We start from the raw sequence: 18053 nt of genomic DNA, 5'->3' as shown, positions 1-18053 counted from the left end.
GGGCGGCACCGGGTCCGGCACCGACGACGCGGCGGCCAGACCTGTCCCGACGGCGCGACGGCCGGCCCCGTCCCGCCCGGCGGCGGAGCCGACAGGGTGGGCGGCCCTCAGGTCGCCCGCGGCAGGGTGACCGTGACGACCAGGCCACCGCCGTCGCGGGGCTCGGCGCGCACGGTGCCGCCGTGTGCGCGGGCCACCGCCCGCACGATGGACAGCCCCAGACCGGCACCGGGCGCGCCGGAGAGTTGCTCGGTGCCGAGCCGTCGGAACGGCTCGAACAGGCTCGGGATCTCGTACCGGGGCACGACGGGGCCGGTGTTGGCGACCCGGACCTCGACCGAACCGTCCGGGCCGGTGCCGCTGGTCACCCGTACCCAGCCTCCCTCGGGGATGTTGTACCGCACCCCGTTCTCGACCAGGTTCTGCACCAGCCGCTCGAGCAGGACGGGGTTGCCGGTGGTCGGTGCCTCCCCCGGCTCGGCCTCCACGGTGACCGGCCCGGCCGCTGTCTGCGTGATCACGTGCTCCACGATGTCCGCCATGTCCACGTATGACCGCTCCGGTATCTCGCGCTCGGAGCGCGCCAGCAGCAGCAGCCCGTCGATCAGCCGCTCGTGCCGCTGGTTGATCGCCAACAACGTCCGGCCGAGCTGGGCCAGTTCCGGGGACGCCGTGGCCGGATCGATCATGACCTCCAACAACGTCCGGTTCAGGGTGAGCGGGGTACGCAGCTCGTGCGAGGCGTTGCCGATGAACCGTCGTTGGCTGTCGAAGGCGTGGTCGAGGCGTTCCAGCATCACGTCGAAGGTGTCGGCGAGCTCCTTGATCTCGTCGGCCGGGCCGTCCAACGCGATTCGTTCGTGCAGTCCCCGGTCCGCGTCCGGGGCGCTGGCGATCCGCCGGGCCGTCTCGGTCACCCGGGTCAGCGGCTGGAGCAGCCGGCCCGCGATCAGCCAGCCGAAGGCGATCGCGGCGGCCCCGACCACCACCAGCGCGATCCCGCCCTGGGTCAGCAGCGCGTTGAGGGCGTCCCGCCGGGTGTCCGTGACGAACTGGGTGAAGGAGGGCCCGTTCCCGCCGCCGGTCGCCGGTGAGGGGCGGACGGTCGCGCCGGGCACCGGCGACCCGGTCGTCGCGCCGACCTCCGGACCGGTCGTCGTGATGGTGCTCCCCTGCGGAAGCCGCTGCGAGACCAGGACGTACGTCACGCCGAGCAGCAGGAGGCCGGCGAGGAGGAAGAGCCCGCCGTAGACGAGGGTCAGCCGGGCCCGGATGGTCCGCCTGGCGAGCCAGTTTCGTATCACGGGATCCGGTACCCCACACCCGGCTCGGTCATCACCACCGGCGGCTCGCCGAGCTTGCGGCGCAGCTTGAGGATCGTCATCCGTACCGCGTGGCTGAACGGGTCCGCGTGCTCGTCCCACGCCTTCTCCATCAGCTGCTCCTGCGAGACCGCGGCGCCGTCGGCGCGGAGCAGCTCGGCGAGGACGGCGAACTCCTTGCGGGAGAGCGGAACATACCGGCCGTCCCGGTACACCTCGCGCCGGTGCGGGTCGAGGCGGATCCCGGCGCGTTCCAGCACCGGCGGTGCGGCGGCCCGGGCCCGCCGGCCGAGGGCGGCCACCCGGGCGGCGAGCTCCCGGAAGGCGAACGGCTTGGGCAGGTAGTCGTCCGCGCCCAGGGCGAGCCCGGTGACCCGGTCGTCGATCTCGGCGGCGGCGGTCAACATCAGCACCCGGACCGAGGAGTCGCGGGCGACGAGAACCCGACACACGTCGTCGCCGTGCACGACCGGGAGATGCCGGTCGAGCACCACCACGTCGTAGTCGTGCACGTCGAGCCGTTCCAGCGCCGCCGCGCCGTCATGCACCACGTCCACCGCATGGGCCTCCCGCCGCAACCCCTGCGCCACCGCGTCGGCGAGCAGCGGTTCGTCCTCCACCACCAGGATGCGCATTGGCCCATGGTGACTCGTCGTGATGTCACCTCAGTGTCAACGTTTTCGGTGACGGCCGGGAAAACCCCGATTCGCTGTACTTCGGCGTACGGCCGACGCCTGCTCGGCCGCGGATGGAGACAGACGAACCATGCGGACTAGAAGGATGCTCGCTCTCGGCGGCCTGGTCCTGGCGCTGGCCGTGGGCGGCTGCGGCGGATCCGACGAGGGCGACGGGGTGGCCACCGCGGGCGGCACCCCCAGCGCCAAGGCCGCCGGCAACAACGCGGCCGGCGCCGATCAGGAGCGGGAGGCGATGCTGAGGTTCTCGCAGTGCATGCGGGAGAACGGCGTCCCCGAGTACCCGGACCCGAAGTTCGAGGAGGGCGGCGGGGTCAACCTCTCCCTGCCGGAAGGGACGAGCAAGGAGAAGGTCGACGCCGCGGAGCAGAAGTGCAGACAGTACCTGCCGAACGGCGGTGAGGCGAAGAAGCCGGACCCCGGGGTCACCGAGCAGCTGCGGGCGTACTCGAAGTGCATGCGGGAGAACGGGATCGAGAAGTTCCCGGACCCGACCGACCAGGGCCTCCAGGTCAACAACGAGCAGCTCGGGATGAAACCGGACGACCCGCGCCTCAAGGCGGCCGAGGAGAAGTGCCGGCAGCTCAGGCCGAACCCGGATGACGCCGAGTCGGGTACCCAGAGTCGGAGTCAGGGATGACGGGATCGGCCCGACGGCGGACCGGTCGGGTGGTGGTCGTGGCGGCGGTGGCGGTGGCCATCGCCGCCACGGCCGCCGCGGCCACCGGATTTGGTCTGGACTTCGGTTCCGCAGGCTCGGATCCGAAGAACGCCGGCGGTAACCAGCCTCTGGAGACCACGCAGGTGACCCGGGAGACGCTGGTCGAACGCAAGACCGAGGACGGCACCCTGGGATACGGGGACGCCACGATCGTCGCCGATCGGCTCGGCGGCACCCTGACCGCCCTGCCATCGGTCGGGACGACCATCAAACGCGGGCAGGCCCTCTTCCGGGTCGACAACCAGCCGGTTGTGCTGCTCTACGGCAAGCTGCCCGCGTACCGGACCCTGGAACCCGGCACCGAGGGCCCGGACGTCAAGCAGTTCGAGCAGAACCTGCGAGCCCTGGGCTACACCGGGTTCACCATCGACGAGGAGTACTCCGCCTCGACGGCGTCCGCGGTCAAGGAGTGGCAGGAGGACCTCGGCCTGGCGGAAACCGGCACCGTCGAACTGGGCCGGATCGCGTACGCGCCCGGACAGGTGCGGGTGGCGAGCCACGAGGCCTCCGTGGGCGACGTCCTCCAGCCCGGCGAGCCCGTGATCTCCCACACGGGTACGACCCGGGTGGTCACCGTCGACCTGGAGGTGACCGACCGGGCGATGGCCCGCAAGGGGGCCGAGGTGACGTGCACCCTGCCGAACGGCAAGACCACTCCCGGCAAGATCATCGCAACCGAGACGGTGATCAGCACGCCCGGCGCCGGGGGCGGGGGCGACGAGGACCCCGAGACCAAGCTGCGGGTGACCGTCGGGATCACGGACACGAAGGCCCTGGCCGGGCTCGACGAGGCGACGGTGCCGGTCGCGTTCACCGCCTCGGAACGCAAGGACGTGCTGACCGTGCCGGTGGCCGCGTTGCTCGCCCTGGCCGAGGGCGGGTACGGCCTCCAGGTGGTGGAGAACGGCACGACCCGGATCGTGCCGGTCGAGACCGGGCTCTTCTCCGAGGGCCGGGTGGAGGTCTCCGGTGCCGGCGTGGTCGAGGGCATGACCGTCGGGATGCCGTCGTGACCGCCGTCGTGGAACTCAGCAGGGTGACCAAGACCTACCCCGGCGGGGTGACGGCGGTACGGGACGTCAGCCTCTCCATCGAGTACGGCGAACTGGTCGCCATCGTCGGCCCGTCCGGCTCCGGCAAGTCGACGATGCTGCACCTGATCGGCACGCTGGACCGCCCCTCGTCCGGGACGATACGCATCGACGGATACGACGTGGCGACGCTGCGCGACCGCCAGTTGTCGGCACTGCGGGCGTACCGGATCGGGTTCGTGTTCCAGCAGTTCCACCTCGCGCCCGGGGAGACGGCCCTGGACAACGTCGCCAACGGCCTGCTCTACACCGGCATGCCGCTGCGCGAGCGGCGGCGGCGCGCGGAGGCCGCGCTGGTCCGGGTCGGGCTGCACGACCGGCTCGACCACCGGCCGCACGAGCTCTCCGGCGGCCAGCGGCAGCGGGTCGCCATCGCCCGCGCCGTGGCCGGCGAGCCGGCGCTGGTGCTCGCCGACGAGCCGACCGGCAACCTGGACTCCAGCTCGGGGGCGGGCGTGATGGAGCTGCTGCGGGAGCTGCACGCCGCTGGCACCACCGTCCTGATCATCACCCACGACCGGGACATCGCCGCCAGCCTGCCCCGACAGGTGGTCATGCGGGACGGGGAGGTGCGCGGGTGACCGGGCCAGCACCGGGCGGGCGAGTGCGGCGGCGCACGCTCACCCCGGCCCGGCTGCGTCCCGGAGACGTGCTCCGGGTGGGCAGCGCCGGGCTACGGACCCGGCCGTTGCGGGCGTTCCTCTCCGCGCTCGGCATCGCGATCGGCATCGCCGCCATGGTGGCGGTGGTCGGCATCTCCTCGTCGAGTCGGGTGGAGCTCGACCGCCAGCTCGAGGCGCTCGGCACCAACCTGCTCACCGTGGCTCCGGGCAACACCCTCAGCGGCGGCGATGCCAGGCTGCCCGTCGAGTCGGTCCGGATGATCGCCCGGATCGGGCCGGTCCAGCAGGTTGCCGCCACCGGGAAGATTCCTGACACGGCCATCTACCGCAGCGACCGGATTCCGGAGGTGCAGACCGGCGGCCTGACCGTGCTGGCCGCGCACCTGAACCTGCTGGAGACGGTGGGTGCCCATCTGGCTGACGGCGTCTGGCTCAACGCGGCGACCGAGCGGTACCCGGCGGTGGTGCTCGGCGCCGCCACGGCCCGGCAGCTCGGCATCCCGGAGGCCGGCCCGGAGATCCAGGTCTACCTCGGGCGCCAGTGGTTCACCGTGATCGGCATCCTCGAACGGGTGCCGCTCGCGCCGGAGCTGGACTCCGCCGCCCTGGTCGGCTGGCCGGTCGCCGAGAGCCGGCTCGACTTCGACGGGCACCCGACCACCGTCTACACCCGGTCCGCCGACGCCCACGTCGAGGCCGTCCGCAGCGTTCTGGCGGCGACCGCCAACCCGGAGGCGCCGAACGAGGTCAAGGTCTCCCGCCCCTCCGACGCGCTGGCCGCCCGCCAGGCCGCCGACCAGGCCTTCACCGGCCTGCTGCTCGGCCTCGGCGCGGTGGCCCTGCTGGTCGGCGGCGTGGGAGTGGCCAACACGATGGTCATCTCGGTGCTCGAACGCCGGGCCGAGATCGGGCTGCGCCGGTCCCTCGGCGCGACCCGGGGACAGATCCGGTTGCAGTTCCTCGCCGAGTCCCTGCTGCTCAGCGCCATCGGCGGCGCTGGCGGGGTGGTGATCGGGATCGTCGTGACCGCCGGGTACGCCAGCTCCCAGTCCTGGCCGGCGGTGGTCCCGGCCTGGGCGTCCGCGGGCGGAGTCGGCGCGACGCTGGTCATCGGGGGCGTCGCCGGCCTCTACCCGGCGATCCGCGCCGCCCGGCTGGCCCCCACCGAGGCCCTTGCCGCCACCTGACCAGCGGCCGGGCACCTCGGTGGGGAGGAGCCGCCCGGATCGGTAAGCCCCGGCGGGACGGGACGGCGCCGCGTCCCGTCCCGCCGGCAGACCGACCGACCCGGTGGCCGCACGCTCGGTAACCGGTCGGGATCAGCGGAAGACCGAGATCCGGGTGCGGTGGTGGCGAGGGTTCTCGATCTCGTCGACCACCGCCACCGCGAGGTCCGCGTACGACAGGGACTCCGATCCCGGCTCGGGCACGCGGTCCCCGCCGGTCCGGTACCGCCCGGTCCGGGGACCGTCCGGGGTCAGCCCGGCCGGCGGGGTGAGGACGAGCCAGTCGACCGGGGTCTGCGCGGCGCGAAGCCGGTCCAGGCCGGCGGTGTGCGCGAGGGCGAACGGGCGCAGTTCGGGCGGGAACGCCGCCGGGTCGTCCAGCACCATCCGCCCGTGCTCGTCCAGCAGGTTCGCGAAGAGGCCGATGACGACGAGCCGGGACACGCCGGTCGCGGTCATCCCGGCCAACAGCGCGTCCACGGCCGTGACGAAGAACCGCTCGTCGAGCTGGCCGAGCTGGGCCAGGGCCTCCGGCCCGGAGGCCGGCGTCACGGTGCTGACCGCGGCGTCGTGGCCGGGCAGGATCGCGGCCACCGCGGCCGCGTCCCGGACGTCGCCCGCCACGACGCGGACACCGTCCGCCGCGAGGCCGGGGTGGCGGGCGGGGTCCCGCACCACCGCGGTGATCCGGTGTCCCCGGCTCCGCGCCTCGGCGGTGATGGCCCGTCCGGCGCGGCCGCCCGCGCCGAAGACGGCGATGTCGCTCATGACCTCCGTACCTCCATCGTGGTCGACAGCGGGGGGCACGGTATCCGGGCAGGTCCTGGTTACCGCAACGAAACCGGCGCTAGCCTCGGTCGGGTGACCACGCCGCTGGATCCCGAGATGTTCGACCCGATGTGCCCGTCGAGCGTCCTGCCCTTCCGGATCGGCGACAAGTGGACCGGGATGGTCGTGCGCTGCCTGGAGCAGGGTCCCCGTCGGTTCGGCGAACTCCGGGGACCGCTCCGGGGCGTCACGTCCAAGGTCCTCAGCGAGACCCTGCGGGCGATGGAACGGGACGGGCTCATCCGGCGGATCGCCTACCCGGAGAACCCGCCCCGGGTCGAGTACGACTTGACCCCGCTCGGCCGCAGCCTGCTGCCCCTGCTCGACGCGGCGCGGGCCTGGAGCCGGGAACACCTTCCCGAACTGCTGAGGGCCCGGCAGGCGTACGACGCCGACTGACAGCGGAACCGACAGAGGATCCGGTGTGGAGCACCGGGACCCATCCGGGCCGGCCGTCCGTCAGCCCCGGATCTCGCGCCGGCGGATGGTGCTCCGGAAAGGGCGCGGGGGGCCCGGGACAGGGCCCCCCGCAGGGAAGGGACGGCCGGCTGTGCGCAACAGCCGGGAAGACCGTCCTACCGGCACGGGCCTCTCGCGGCGGCCCCGGCCGGACCGGTCTTCCTGGACGCGACTGGCATCACGTCCAACCTGCTCAACGAACCGAACTCACGCCGGTAACGGATAAAACGGACGATCTTCGGCGGACCGCCGGCCGGCTCGGCCGTCCCGGCGGCCCCGGCTCAGGCCGCGAGTTTCCGCGCCAGGTTGCTGTCCAGCGCGGCCATGAACTCGTCGGTGGTCAGCCACGGGGTGTCCCGGGAGATGAGCAGCGCGAGGTCCTTGGTCATCTGCCCACCCTCGACGGTCTCGATGCAGACCTGCTCCAGGGTCTCCGCGAACCGGGTCACCTCGGGCGTGCCGTCCAGCTTGCCCCGGTGGGCCAGGCCGCGGGTCCAGGCGAAGATCGAGGCGATCGGGTTGGTCGAGGTCTTCTCACCCTTCTGCCACTGCCGGTAGTGCCGGGTCACCGTACCGTGCGCCGCCTCGGCCTCGACGGTCTTGCCGTCCGGGGTCATCAGGACCGAGGTCATCAGGCCGAGCGAGCCGAAGCCCTGCGCCACGGTGTCGGACTGCACGTCACCGTCGTAGTTCTTGGTGGCCCAGACGAAGCCGCCCTCCCACTTCAGCGCGGCGGCGACCATGTCGTCGATCAGCCGGTGCTCGTACGTGAGCCCGGCGGCGTCGAACTCGGCCTTGAACTCGGTCTCGAAGACCTCGGCGAAGATGTCCTTGAACCGGCCGTCGTACGCCTTGAGGATGGTGTTCTTCGTCGACAGGTAGACCGGGTAGCCGCGGTCGAGGCCGTACCGGAAGGAGGCGCGGGCGAAGTCCCGGATCGAGTCGTCGAAGTTGTACATCCCCATCGCGACGCCGCCGCCGGGGAACTTCGCGACCTCGAACTGCATCGGTTCGGAGCCGTCGTCCGGGGTGTAGGTGATGGTGACCGTGCCGGGACCGGGAACGACGAAGTCCGTCGCCTTGTACTGGTCGCCGTGCGCGTGCCGGCCGATGACGATCGGCTTGGTCCAGCCCGGCACCAGCCGCGGCACGTTCGAGATGATGATCGGCTCGCGGAAGACCACGCCGCCGAGGATGTTCCGGATGGTGCCGTTCGGCGAGCGCCACATCTTCTTGAGGCCGAACTCCTCGACGCGGGCCTCGTCGGGAGTGATGGTGGCGCACTTGACGCCGACGCCGTGCTGCTTGATCGCGTTCGCCGCGTCGACCGTGACCTGGTCGTCGGTCTCGTCGCGGTGCTGGATCGAGAGGTCGTAATAGTGCAGGTCGACGTCGAGGTACGGCAGGATCAGCTGCTCGCGGATCTGCTTCCAGATGATCCGGGTCATCTCGTCGCCGTCGAGCTCTACCACCGGGTTCTTAACCTTGATCTTCGCCATCGGCCGGCGCTCCTCTCCGCGGACACGTGCTCTAGCAGTACGAGCGTACTGGAGGGCGCCGAACGTCCGTGCACGGCCCGGCACGGTGCGCGGCCGCCCGTCGGTTACGACCTGGTCGACGCCGGTCGAACCGGCTCACGGCGCCACCGGAGTACACCGATCGTTCGGCGGCAATACGACGTCAGGTCGATTGACGGGGGTGGCACCGTTCGCCCGCCGGCGATGATCGTCGACTCATGACTTCTCCGTACCCGTTCAGCCGCCGGCGGTTCGTCTCGGCCGCCGGCGCCGCCACCGCCGGACTCGTGGTCGGGCCGATGCTCCTCGGCCCCGACGGCGCCGCCGCGCACATTCCGTCGACCGCCGGCGGCCCGCTCCCCACCGGCCTCTTCACCCTCGGTGTCGCCTCCGGCGACCCGCTCCCCGACGGCGTGGTGCTCTGGACCCGGCTCGCGCCCCGGCCGCTCACCGGCGGGGGGATGCCGGAGCGGCCGGTGCCGGTGCAGTGGGAGGTCGCCGAGGACGAACGCTTCCGACGCGTCCGGGCCCGGGGCACCGCGATCGCCCATCCCGGCCTCGGCCACTCGGTGCACGTCGAGGTCTCCGGCCTGCGGCCGGACCGGGAGTACCACTACCGGTTCCGCGCCGGTCGAGAGATCTCCCCGGTGGGCCGCACCCGTACCGCCCCGGCCGACCGCGCCCGTCCGGGCCGGCTCCGCTTCGCGTTCGCGAGCTGCCAGGACTTCCAGGCCGGGGCGTACACCGCGCACCGGCACCTCGCGCAGGAGGAGCTGGCCTTCGTCGCCTTCCTGGGTGACTACATCTACGAGAGCCGGCCCAACACCGCGGCGTACCGCACCCACGAGGGGAGCGACGAGCCGTACTCGCTGGTCGATTACCGCAACCGGCACGCGCAGTACAAGACCGACCCGGACCTGCAGGCCGCGCACGCCGCGTTTCCGTGGATCGTCACCTTCGACGACCACGAACTGGACAACAACTGGGCCGACGAGATCCCCCAGGACCCCGACCAGCAGACCCCGGAGGCGTTCCGGGCCCGCCGGAAGGCCGCCTTCCAGGCGTACTACGAGCACATGCCGCTCCGCCGGTCGGCGCTGCCGCGCGGCCTGGACATGCGGCTCTACCGACGGTTGCGCTTCGGCGACCTGGCGAGCGTGCACGTCCTGGACACCCGGCAGTACCGCAGCGACCAGCCGGCGACGCTCGCCGACGCGGAGAACCCCGAGCTGTCGATGACCGGACCGGAGCAGGAACGCTGGCTGATCCGGGGGCTCCGCTCCTCGGGGAGCCGGTGGAACCTGCTGGCCAACCAGGTGATGTGGGCCTCCAACGACCGCCAGGCCGGGCCGGGGCGGACCTTCGACCTCGACAACTGGGACGGCTACCGCGTCCAGCGCCGCCGGCTGCTGGAGTTCTTCGGCTCCGGTCAGGTCGCCAACCCGGTGGTGCTGACCGGCGACCGGCACTGCACCTGGGTCTGTGACCTCAAGCCGGACTTCGACGACCCGGCCTCGCCGGTGGTCGGCGCCGAGATCACCGGTACGTCGATCTCCTCGGGCGGGAACCCCGACACCGCCGCCTTCCACCGGACGTACGACCCGATCATGGCGGAGAGCCCGCACTGGAAGTACATCGACAACCAACGCGGGTACGTCGTCTGCGACGTGACGCGGGAGCGGATGCTCAGTTCACTGCGGCTGGTCGACACGGTGTGGGCGGAGAACGCCACGGTCCGGACCGCCGCCGAGTTCCTGGTCCTCGCGGGCAGGCCCGGGATCTCGGTGGTGAGTCAGGAGTCCCCGGCCGTCACCGCCACCGCCCGGGCGCGGGCCGCCGCCGGCCCGGTCTACGCGGTCGACGACCACCAGGACTCGTTCCCGCTGCGCTGACGCCACCGTCCGGCCGGACGCGAGCCCGGCCGGGCTTGGGGGACGACCGGTCCGACGTGTCGACGACGGCCGGGGACCGGTGCGGCCGCCAGCCGGAAGCCGGCCGGCCCGAGGTGTCCGGCCCGGTCCCGGCACGGCCCGGCTGCCCGACGCGGCCGCCGGCATGAAGCCCCGGCACGGCCGGGGGCCCGGCTCACCGCGTCCACGGGTGGGCCGGGCCCCCGGTCGGGATGCCTGATCGGCGGGTCACATGTTCGCGACGTCCGCCTGCTTCGCGCGGACCGCCTCGGCGGCGGCCTTCAGGCTCGCGATCTCGTCGTCGTCGAGCGGGGTCTCGATGACCCGGCGAACCCCCTCGCGACCGATCTCGGCCTCGACCCCCAGGTAGACCCCGGAGATGCCGTACTCGCCGTCGACCCAGGCGCAGACCGGCATGATCTCGCCGGAGTCGGTGGCGACCGCCCGGGCCATCCGGGCCGCGGCGGCCGACGGGGCGAAGTACGCCGACCCGGTCTTGAGCAGCGCGACCACCTCGGCACCGCCGTTGCGGGTCCGGACCACCAGGTCCTCGATCTGCTCGGCGGGCATCACCTCGCGCAGCGGCTTGCCGTCCACGGTGCTCCGGGACGGCACCGGCACCATGGTGTCGCCGTGCGAGCCGAGCGTCAGGGTCTTCACCGAGGCGACCGGGACCGACAGCGCCTCGGCGACGAAGTGGGTGAACCGGGCGGTGTCGAGCATGCCCGCCTGGCCCATGACCCGGTTCTTCGGGAACTGGGTGGCGATCTGGGCGAGCGCCGTCATCTCGTCGAGCGGGTTGGAGACGACGATGACGACGGCGTTCGGGGCGTACTTCGCGACGTTCTCGGAGACCTGACGCACGATCTTGGCGTTGGTCTCCAGCAGGTCCATCCGGCTCATCCCCGGCTTGCGGGGCAGGCCGGCGGTGATCACCACCACGTCCGAGCCTTCGATGGCCTCGTAGCCCTCGCCGTTCTTCCCGGTCGTCACACCGACGACCCTGGTCTCGAAGCCCTCGATCGGACGGGACTGGTTGAGGTCCAGCGCGAGGCCCTCGGGCTTGCCCTCGATGATGTCGGTGATCACGACCGTGTCGAAGATGTCGTACTCCGCCAGGCGCTGCGCGGTCGTGGAGCCGTAGAAGCCGGCGCCGACGACGGTGACCTTTTTGCCCATGGTCGTCCCACTCTCTGATACCGGTCGGGTTCTGTCCGGACGGTATCAGTCACGGGAGGCCGGCTCAGGCCAGGGGCGGATTCCGCAGCCCGTTACGCCCGTTCGAGCCGGGATCGCCCGGACAGTCGGCCGGGGCCGCACCCGCCGCGTGCGACCAGCCGGCCAATTCGGTCGCGGCGCGCCGGCGACGCCCGGGCTACGCCGGACCGGCGGCACCCACCATCGCCTCGGCGCGCTCGACGACGTTGGTCAGCAGCATCGCCCGGGTCATCGGGCCGACGCCGCCGGGCATCGGCGCGAGCTTGCCGGCAACCTCGGCGACCTCAGGATCGACATCGCCGGTGTAGCGGCCCTTGCCGTCCGGGCCCACCACGCGGGTGATCCCGACGTCGACCACCACCGCGCCCGGCCGGACCATCTCGGCGGTGAGCAGCCCCGGCACGCCCGCCGCGACCACCACGATGTCAGCCGCCCGGGTGTGTGCGGCCAGGTCCAGGGTGCCGGTGTGGCAGAGGGTGACGGTGGCGTTCTCGCTGCGCCGGGTCAGCAGCAGGCCGAGCGGCCGGCCGACGGTGTTGCCCCGACCGACCACCGCGACCTGGGCGCCACGCAGCGGTACGTCGTACCGGCGCAGCAGCTCGACGATCCCGCGCGGGGTGCAGGGCAGCGGACCGGGGTAGCCGAGGACGAGCCGGCCGAGGTTGACCGGGTGCAGGCCGTCGGCGTCCTTCTCCGGGTCGATCAACTCCAGCACCCGCTGCGTGTCGAGCTGACCGGGAAGCGGGAGCTGCACGATGTAGCCGTGGCAGGCGGGGTCGGCGTTCAGCTCCGCCAGGACCGCCTCGACCTCGGACTGGGTGGCGTCGGCCGGCAGTTCGCGTCGAATCGACGCGATGCCGACCTCGGCGCAGTCCCGGTGCTTGCCGTCGACGTACGCCCGGGAGCCCGGGTCGTCCCCGACCAGCACCGTGCCGAGTCCCGGGACGACGCCGCGGTCGGCGAGCGCCTTGACCCGGTCACGCAGTTCGTCCTTGATCCGTGCCGCGGTGGCTTTTCCGTCGAGAAGGCTGGCCGTCACCACCTGATCGTCTCACGCGCGCCCGGAGACGGAGTCACCACCCGGCCGGCCGGCGCCCGGCTCCTCCGGTCGGCCACGCGTCGCTCAGCCGGGCGACCACGACGTGACGATGACTATACGTAACCGTGTTGTTAGTCACTCTCCGTAAGATCTTGTGGGGTTTCGCACATCCGGTAACCGGACATGGCTCGCTTTCCCGACAAATTTTCGACTCGATTCCGTCGACCATCGCGCCGGCGAGAGATTGGCTTTCAGGGTGATACATCCCTGATGACCGAATATGCACATGGCCTGAGGGGCACTGCTATAGCAGCTCAGAGCGGCATGTGCAACTGCTGAAAGCCCGCTGTGTTACTGACTCGTAACCCTTCGGCTTGGCCCTACGTCCCCCTGCGGCCTACTTTTGCCGAGCGTTGCTCAGCGTCACCTCCCACGGAAGGCGACTGCGCAACGTGAGGAGATGAGGAGGCTCAATGCAGGTTCGTAGGCTCGCCGCCTGGACCGCCCTCCCCCTTGCCGCGGCCCTCGGTCTCGCGGCCTGTGGGGGCGGCGACTCGGGCGAGAGCAACGCGAATGGCGTGGTGTCGGTCCAGATCGGCGAACCCCAGCACCTGATCCCGACCAACTCGAACGAGTCGAGCGGCAACCAGGTCCTCAGCGCCCTGTTCACCCCGCTGGTCAAGTTCGACGCCCAGAACAAGCCGTACGAGGTCGCGGCGGAGTCGATCACCTCGACGGACAACAAGGTCTGGACGATCAAGCTGAAGGACGGGTTCACCTTCCACAACGGCGAGAAGGTCACCGCCGACAGCTACATCAACGCCTGGAACTACGGCGCGTACGGCCCGAACGGCCAGGGCAACAGCTACTTCTTCGAGAAGATCGCCGGCTACGACGACATGCAGGCCGAGGACCCCGACGGCGACGGCCCGCAGCGGGCACCGGAGCCGAAGGCCAAGACCCTCAGCGGCCTCAAGAAGGTCGACGACCTCACCTTCACCGTCACGCTGTCGAAGCCGTACAGCGAGTTCAAGGCCGTACTGGGCTACAACGCGTTCTACCCGCTGCCGCAGGCGGCGTTCTCGGCTCCCGGCGTGCTCAAGGAGGACTTCGAGCAGGCGCCGATCGGGAACGGCCCCTTCAAGATGAAGGGCACCTGGCAGCACGACGCCAAGATCGAGGTCGAGCGCTACGACGCGTACCCGCTGGACAAGCCGAAGATCAGCGGCGCCGAGTTCCGGATCTACCAGCAGCTGACCGCGGCCTACGCGGACGTGCTGTCGGACAACCTCGACGTCATCGTGACGGTGCCGACCGAGAACCTGAGCACGGCGGAGAGTGACCTGGGAGACCGGCTCCAGAAGAGCCCGAACTCGTCGTTCCAGTTCATCGCCTTCCCGACCTACCAGAAGGAGTTCAGCAACCCGGACGTCCGCAAGGCGGTCTCGATGGCGATCGACCGGGACGAGATCGTGAAGTCGATCTTCAAGGACTCGCAGGTCTCCGCCCGCTCCTTCGTGTCCCCGGTGGTCGCCGGCTACCGTGACAACACCTGCGGCGAGGCGTGCGAGTTCGACCCGGCCAAGGCCAAGGCGCTCTACCAGGCGGCCGGCGGCCCCGCCCAGCTGAAGATCACGTACAACGGCGACGGCGGCCACAAGGACTGGGTCGACGCGACCTGCAACCAGATCAAGGCCAACCTCGGGATCGACTGCGTCGGCGTCGCCGAGCCGAAGTTCTCCGACCTGCTCACCAAGATCAAGGCCAAGGAGCCGGTTGGGCTGATCCGGATGGGCTGGCTCATGGACTACCCGTCCATGGAGAACTACCTCGGGCCGATCTACTCCACCAACGGCTCGTCGAACTACTACGGCTACAGCAACCCCGAGTTCGACCAGCTGGTCGCGGACGGCGCCGCCGCGGCGACGCCGGAGGAGGCGATCAAGAAGTACCAGCAGGCCGAGGAGATTCTGGCCAAGGACATGCCGGTGATCCCGCTGCGGTTCGGCCAGAACGTCTTCGCCCACTCGACCAAGGTCAAGAACGTCGAGGTCGACCTTTTCCAGGTCGTCGACATGACCAAGATCGAGGCTGTCAGCTGAGCTGACCGAAGACACCGGTCCGGGCCACCCGGTGATCCTGGGTGGCCCGGACCGTTCCACACCTCGCGCACTACCCCACGCGCGCAATCCACCACGGAGAGTCGGCAGGCATGTTCCGCTACATCGTGCGGCGTTTGCTCCAGATGGTCCTGGCCTTCTTCGGGACCACGCTGATCGTCTACGCGCTGATGTTCGCCGGACAGGGTGACCCGATCCAGGCGCTCGCCGGCGAACGCCCGGTGAGCGCGGCACAGCGGGCATACCTGACCGAGAAGTTCCACCTGGACCAACACGGGGTCGGCGGGTTCTTCTACCGCTACGCCGACTACGTCACGAACCTGCTCCGCGGCGACCTCGGCGAATCCCTCACCGGCCGGAAGATCGGCGACATACTCGCGCAGGCCTGGCCGGTCACCGCCAAACTCGCCCTGATCGGCCTGCTCGTCGCGATCATCATCGGCGTGACCTGCGGGGTCGTCGCCGGCATCCGCCGGGGCGGCGTCTTCGACAACGCCACCCTGGTACTGACCCTGCTGGTGCTGGGCGTCCCCACCATCGTGCTGGCCCCGCTCGCCCAGTACCTCCTCGGCGTGAAGCTGTCGCTCTTCCCGCCGACCGCCGGCGCCGACCCGAGTCTCTACGCGCTGCTGCTCCCCGGCATCGTGCTCGGCTGTCTCTCGTTGGCGACGGCGCTCCGGCTGACCCGTACCTCGGTCGCGGAGAACCTCCGCTCGGACTACGTACGGACCGCGAAGGCCAAGGGCCTGCCGACCCGGCGGGTCGTGGGCGTGCACGTCCTCCGTAACTCGCTGATCCCGGTGATCACCTTCCTCGGCGTGGAGCTGGGCAACCTGATGGGCGGCGCCATCATCACCGAGGGCGTCTTCAACATCCCGGGCGTCGGCTTCAACCTCTTCCGCGCCATCAGGACCGAGGACGGACCCCTCGTCGTCGGCCTGGTCAGCGTCCTGGTCGTGGTCTACCTGGTGTCGAACCTCGTGGTGGACGTCCTCTACGCGGTCCTCGACCCCCGAATCCGGTACGAGTGAGGGACTAGGCATGACTGAGGCACACACCGTCGGCGCCGCCGAGGCCGGCCGGACGGCCGACCCGACCACCCGGCCCCGTAGCCTGGCCGGCGACGCCTGGCGCGACCTCCGCCGTAACCCGATCTTCTGGGTCTCGCTGATCCTGGTCCTGGTCGTGACCGCGATGGCGATCGTCCCCGGCCTCTTCACCCCGAACGACCCGCTGGACTGCACGCTGTCCCGCCAGCACGCCGGTCCGAGCGGCGCCGCCGTCTTCGGGTACGACTTCCAGGGCTGCGACGTCTACGCCCGGGCGGTCTACGGGGCCCGCGCCTCCCTGCTGGTCGGCGTGCTCTCCGCGGCGCTCACCGGCGTGATCGCGGTGGTGGTCGGCATGCTCGCCGGCTACTTCGGCCGCTGGGTCGACGCCGCGCTCTCCCGGGTGGTCGACATCGTCCTCGGGATCCCGCTGCTGCTCGCCGCGATCGTGCTTCTCAAGCGGATCGACAGCGACAACCCCACGGTGCGGATCGGGGCCGTGGTCTTCGTCCTGGCGATCCTCGGCTGGACCACCGCCGCCCGGGTCATCCGCTCCTCCGTGATCAGCGCCAAGCAGCAGGACTACGTGGCGGCGGCCCGGATGCTCGGTGCCGGCAACGGCCGGACGATGTGGCGACACATCCTGCCGAACTCCCTGGCCCCGGTGATCGTGGTGCTGACCATCGCGCTCGGGTCCTTCATCGCCGCCGAGGCGACACTCTCGTTCCTCGGCATCGGTCTGAGGGCCCCGACGGTCTCCTGGGGCATCGACATCGACAGCGGCCGTACCCACATGCGCGAGTCCGCGGTCCCGCTGGTCGTCCCCTCGACCTTCCTCGCGCTGACCGTGCTGGCCTTCATCATGCTGGGCGACGCGATTCGCGACGCCTTCGACCCGAAGCTGCGGTGATCACATGAGCGAGCGAATCGTCAGACCCCGCGCCGACCAAGAGTCCGGCGGCCACCTGCTGGAGGTGCGCGACCTCTTCGTCGAGTTCCGCACCCGGGACGGGGTGGCCAAGGTCATCAACGGTGTGTCGTACCACCTGGACGCCGGGGAAACCCTGGCGGTGCTCGGCGAGTCCGGCTCCGGCAAGTCCGTCACCGCGCAGGCGATCATGGGCATCCTCGACTCACCCCCCGGCTTCATCACCGGCGGCTCGATCCGCTACCGCGGTACCGACCTGCTGACGCTGCCCGAGGAGGAGCGCCGGAAGATCCGCGGCAAGCACATCGCGATGATCTTCCAGGACGCGCTCTCCGCGCTGAACCCGGTCTTCCCGGTCGGCTGGCAGATCGGCGAGATGCTGCGCCTGCGCGAGGGACTCTCCCGGGCCGACGCCCGGCGTCGCGCCATCGAGCTGATGGAGCTGGTGAAGATCCCGGCGGCGAGGCAGCGGGTCCGGGACTACCCGCACCAGTTCTCCGGCGGTATGCGGCAGCGCGTCATGATCGCGATGGCGCTCGCCCTGAACCCGGCGGTGCTGATCGCCGACGAGCCGACCACCGCGCTGGACGTCACCGTCCAGGCCCAGATCATGGACCTCCTCGGCGAACTGCGCCGGGAACTCGACATGGCGATGATCCTGATCACCCACGACCTCGGCGTGGTCGCCGACGTGGCCGACCGGATCGCCGTCATGTACGCCGGCCGGATCGTCGAGCACGCCGACGTGCACGCGCTCTACGAGGCGCCGGCGCACCCGTACACCCGGGGACTGCTGGAGTCGATTCCGCGGCTGGACCACAAGGGCCAGCAGCTTCGGACCATCCGGGGCCTACCGCCGAACCTGATGCGGATCCCCAGTGGCTGCCCGTTCCACCCGCGCTGCCCGTACGCCCGGCAGGAGTGCGTCGACGTCGTGCCGGCCGTGCACCGGCTCGGCGGCGACCGGACCAGCGCCTGCCACTTCGCGGAGGAGGTTCTCGATGGCCGCATCTGACCGGACGACGTCCACTCCGGCCGGCGACGCCGCGACCGGCCGCCGCGGCGAGACGGTGCTACGGGTCGAGAACGTCGTCAAGCACTTCCCGATCACCCAGGGCATCGTCTTCAAGCGGCAGATCGGCGCCGTGAAGGCGGTGGACGGGGTCAGCTTCGAGCTGCGGCGGGGCGAGACCCTCGGCATCGTCGGGGAGTCCGGGTGCGGCAAGTCCACCCTGGCCAAGCTCCTGATGCGGCTGGAGACCCCGACCTCCGGCCGGGCGCTGCTGAAGGGACGGGACCTGTTCGCC

The 18053-nt window shown here is 71.0% G+C and carries 17 protein-coding genes; 11 read left to right on the top strand and 6 right to left on the bottom strand.

The features are described from left to right. Positions 1-107 precede the first annotated feature (107 nt). Together EF879_RS13595 and EF879_RS13590 are read right to left on the bottom strand one after the other, a co-directional pair. Positions 108-1304 carry a HAMP domain-containing sensor histidine kinase gene (locus EF879_RS13595; RefSeq protein WP_123558542.1) on the bottom strand — a complete coding sequence of 399 codons (1197 nt, stop codon included), beginning with the start codon at positions 1302-1304 and terminating at the stop codon, positions 108-110. Next, entirely contained in the window at positions 1301-1957 is a 657-nt protein-coding gene (locus EF879_RS13590) for a response regulator transcription factor (RefSeq protein WP_123558540.1), read from the bottom strand. The genes EF879_RS13595 and EF879_RS13590 overlap by 4 nt, the downstream gene beginning before the upstream one ends. Before the next feature lie 130 nt (positions 1958-2087). Between EF879_RS13590 and EF879_RS13585 the strand changes: the two genes are divergently transcribed. From EF879_RS13585 to EF879_RS13570, 4 genes are read left to right on the top strand one after another with little or no spacing between them, the layout of a single operon-like run. Further along, positions 2088-2657 carry a hypothetical protein gene (locus EF879_RS13585; RefSeq protein ID WP_123558538.1) on the top strand — a complete coding sequence of 190 codons (570 nt, stop codon included), beginning with the start codon at positions 2088-2090 and terminating at the stop codon, positions 2655-2657. Beyond that, complete coding sequence (locus EF879_RS13580) at positions 2654-3751, top strand: efflux RND transporter periplasmic adaptor subunit (RefSeq protein ID WP_123558537.1); 1098 nt, start codon at positions 2654-2656, stop codon at positions 3749-3751. Before EF879_RS13585 ends, EF879_RS13580 begins: the two co-directional genes overlap by 4 nt. Next, entirely contained in the window at positions 3748-4410 is a 663-nt protein-coding gene (locus EF879_RS13575; RefSeq protein WP_123558535.1) for an ABC transporter ATP-binding protein, read from the top strand. The genes EF879_RS13580 and EF879_RS13575 overlap by 4 nt, the downstream gene beginning before the upstream one ends. Beyond that, positions 4407-5639 carry an ABC transporter permease gene (locus EF879_RS13570; protein ID WP_233604444.1) on the top strand — a complete coding sequence of 411 codons (1233 nt, stop codon included), beginning with the start codon at positions 4407-4409 and terminating at the stop codon, positions 5637-5639. Before EF879_RS13575 ends, EF879_RS13570 begins: the two co-directional genes overlap by 4 nt. A 132-nt stretch (positions 5640-5771) precedes the next feature. Here EF879_RS13570 and EF879_RS13565 read toward each other — a convergent pair whose 3' ends face one another. Next, positions 5772-6446, bottom strand: a complete 675-nt coding sequence (locus tag EF879_RS13565; RefSeq protein WP_123558533.1) for an NAD(P)-dependent oxidoreductase — start codon at positions 6444-6446, stop codon at positions 5772-5774. A gap of 93 nt (positions 6447-6539) precedes the next feature. Between EF879_RS13565 and EF879_RS13560 the strand changes: the two genes are divergently transcribed. Beyond that, on the top strand, positions 6540-6905 hold the full coding sequence (locus EF879_RS13560; protein ID WP_233604443.1) for a helix-turn-helix domain-containing protein: 366 nt from the start codon (positions 6540-6542) through the stop codon (positions 6903-6905). A gap of 341 nt (positions 6906-7246) precedes the next feature. Here EF879_RS13560 and EF879_RS13555 read toward each other — a convergent pair whose 3' ends face one another. Beyond that, on the bottom strand, positions 7247-8464 hold the full coding sequence (locus tag EF879_RS13555) for an NADP-dependent isocitrate dehydrogenase (RefSeq protein WP_123558531.1): 1218 nt from the start codon (positions 8462-8464) through the stop codon (positions 7247-7249). 236 nt (positions 8465-8700) lie between these two features. Between EF879_RS13555 and EF879_RS13550 the strand changes: the two genes are divergently transcribed. Further along, positions 8701-10374: an alkaline phosphatase gene (locus tag EF879_RS13550; protein ID WP_123558529.1), complete on the top strand. Its 1674-nt coding sequence runs from the start codon at positions 8701-8703 to the stop codon at positions 10372-10374. A gap of 246 nt (positions 10375-10620) precedes the next feature. On the opposite strand, the gene mdh is transcribed toward EF879_RS13550, so the two are convergent. Beyond that, positions 10621-11571, bottom strand: coding sequence for a malate dehydrogenase (mdh, locus tag EF879_RS13545; protein ID WP_123558527.1), 951 nt, complete (start codon positions 11569-11571; stop codon positions 10621-10623). Between the two features lie 196 nt (positions 11572-11767). Next, the gene (locus EF879_RS13540) at positions 11768-12649 is read right to left on the bottom strand and encodes a bifunctional methylenetetrahydrofolate dehydrogenase/methenyltetrahydrofolate cyclohydrolase (protein WP_123559169.1); all 882 of its coding nucleotides are present in this window, start codon (positions 12647-12649) and stop codon (positions 11768-11770) included. A gap of 473 nt (positions 12650-13122) precedes the next feature. Between EF879_RS13540 and EF879_RS13535 the strand changes: the two genes are divergently transcribed. The 5 genes from EF879_RS13535 to EF879_RS13515 form a co-directional block, all read left to right on the top strand. Then, positions 13123-14751 carry an ABC transporter substrate-binding protein gene (locus EF879_RS13535; RefSeq protein WP_123558525.1) on the top strand — a complete coding sequence of 543 codons (1629 nt, stop codon included), beginning with the start codon at positions 13123-13125 and terminating at the stop codon, positions 14749-14751. A 110-nt stretch (positions 14752-14861) separates the two neighbouring features. Then, positions 14862-15800, top strand: a complete 939-nt coding sequence (locus EF879_RS13530) for an ABC transporter permease (RefSeq protein ID WP_123558523.1) — start codon at positions 14862-14864, stop codon at positions 15798-15800. A 10-nt stretch (positions 15801-15810) separates the two neighbouring features. Next, a complete protein-coding gene (locus EF879_RS13525; RefSeq protein WP_123558521.1) occupies positions 15811-16728 on the top strand; it encodes an ABC transporter permease in 918 nt (305 codons plus the stop codon). A 4-nt stretch (positions 16729-16732) separates the two neighbouring features. Next, positions 16733-17761 carry an ABC transporter ATP-binding protein gene (locus EF879_RS13520; RefSeq protein WP_123558519.1) on the top strand — a complete coding sequence of 343 codons (1029 nt, stop codon included), beginning with the start codon at positions 16733-16735 and terminating at the stop codon, positions 17759-17761. Next, a partial coding sequence (locus EF879_RS13515) for an ABC transporter ATP-binding protein (RefSeq protein ID WP_148086435.1) occupies positions 17748-18053 on the top strand: 306 nt, incomplete at its 3' end. The genes EF879_RS13520 and EF879_RS13515, both read left to right, overlap by 14 nt.

The sequence above is a fragment of the Micromonospora sp. HM5-17 genome, from assembly GCF_003762835.1.
Classification (GTDB): domain Bacteria; phylum Actinomycetota; class Actinomycetes; order Mycobacteriales; family Micromonosporaceae; genus Plantactinospora.
Note: the sequence above shows the minus strand (reverse complement) of the source record. Positions and strands in the feature narration are given on the sequence as shown.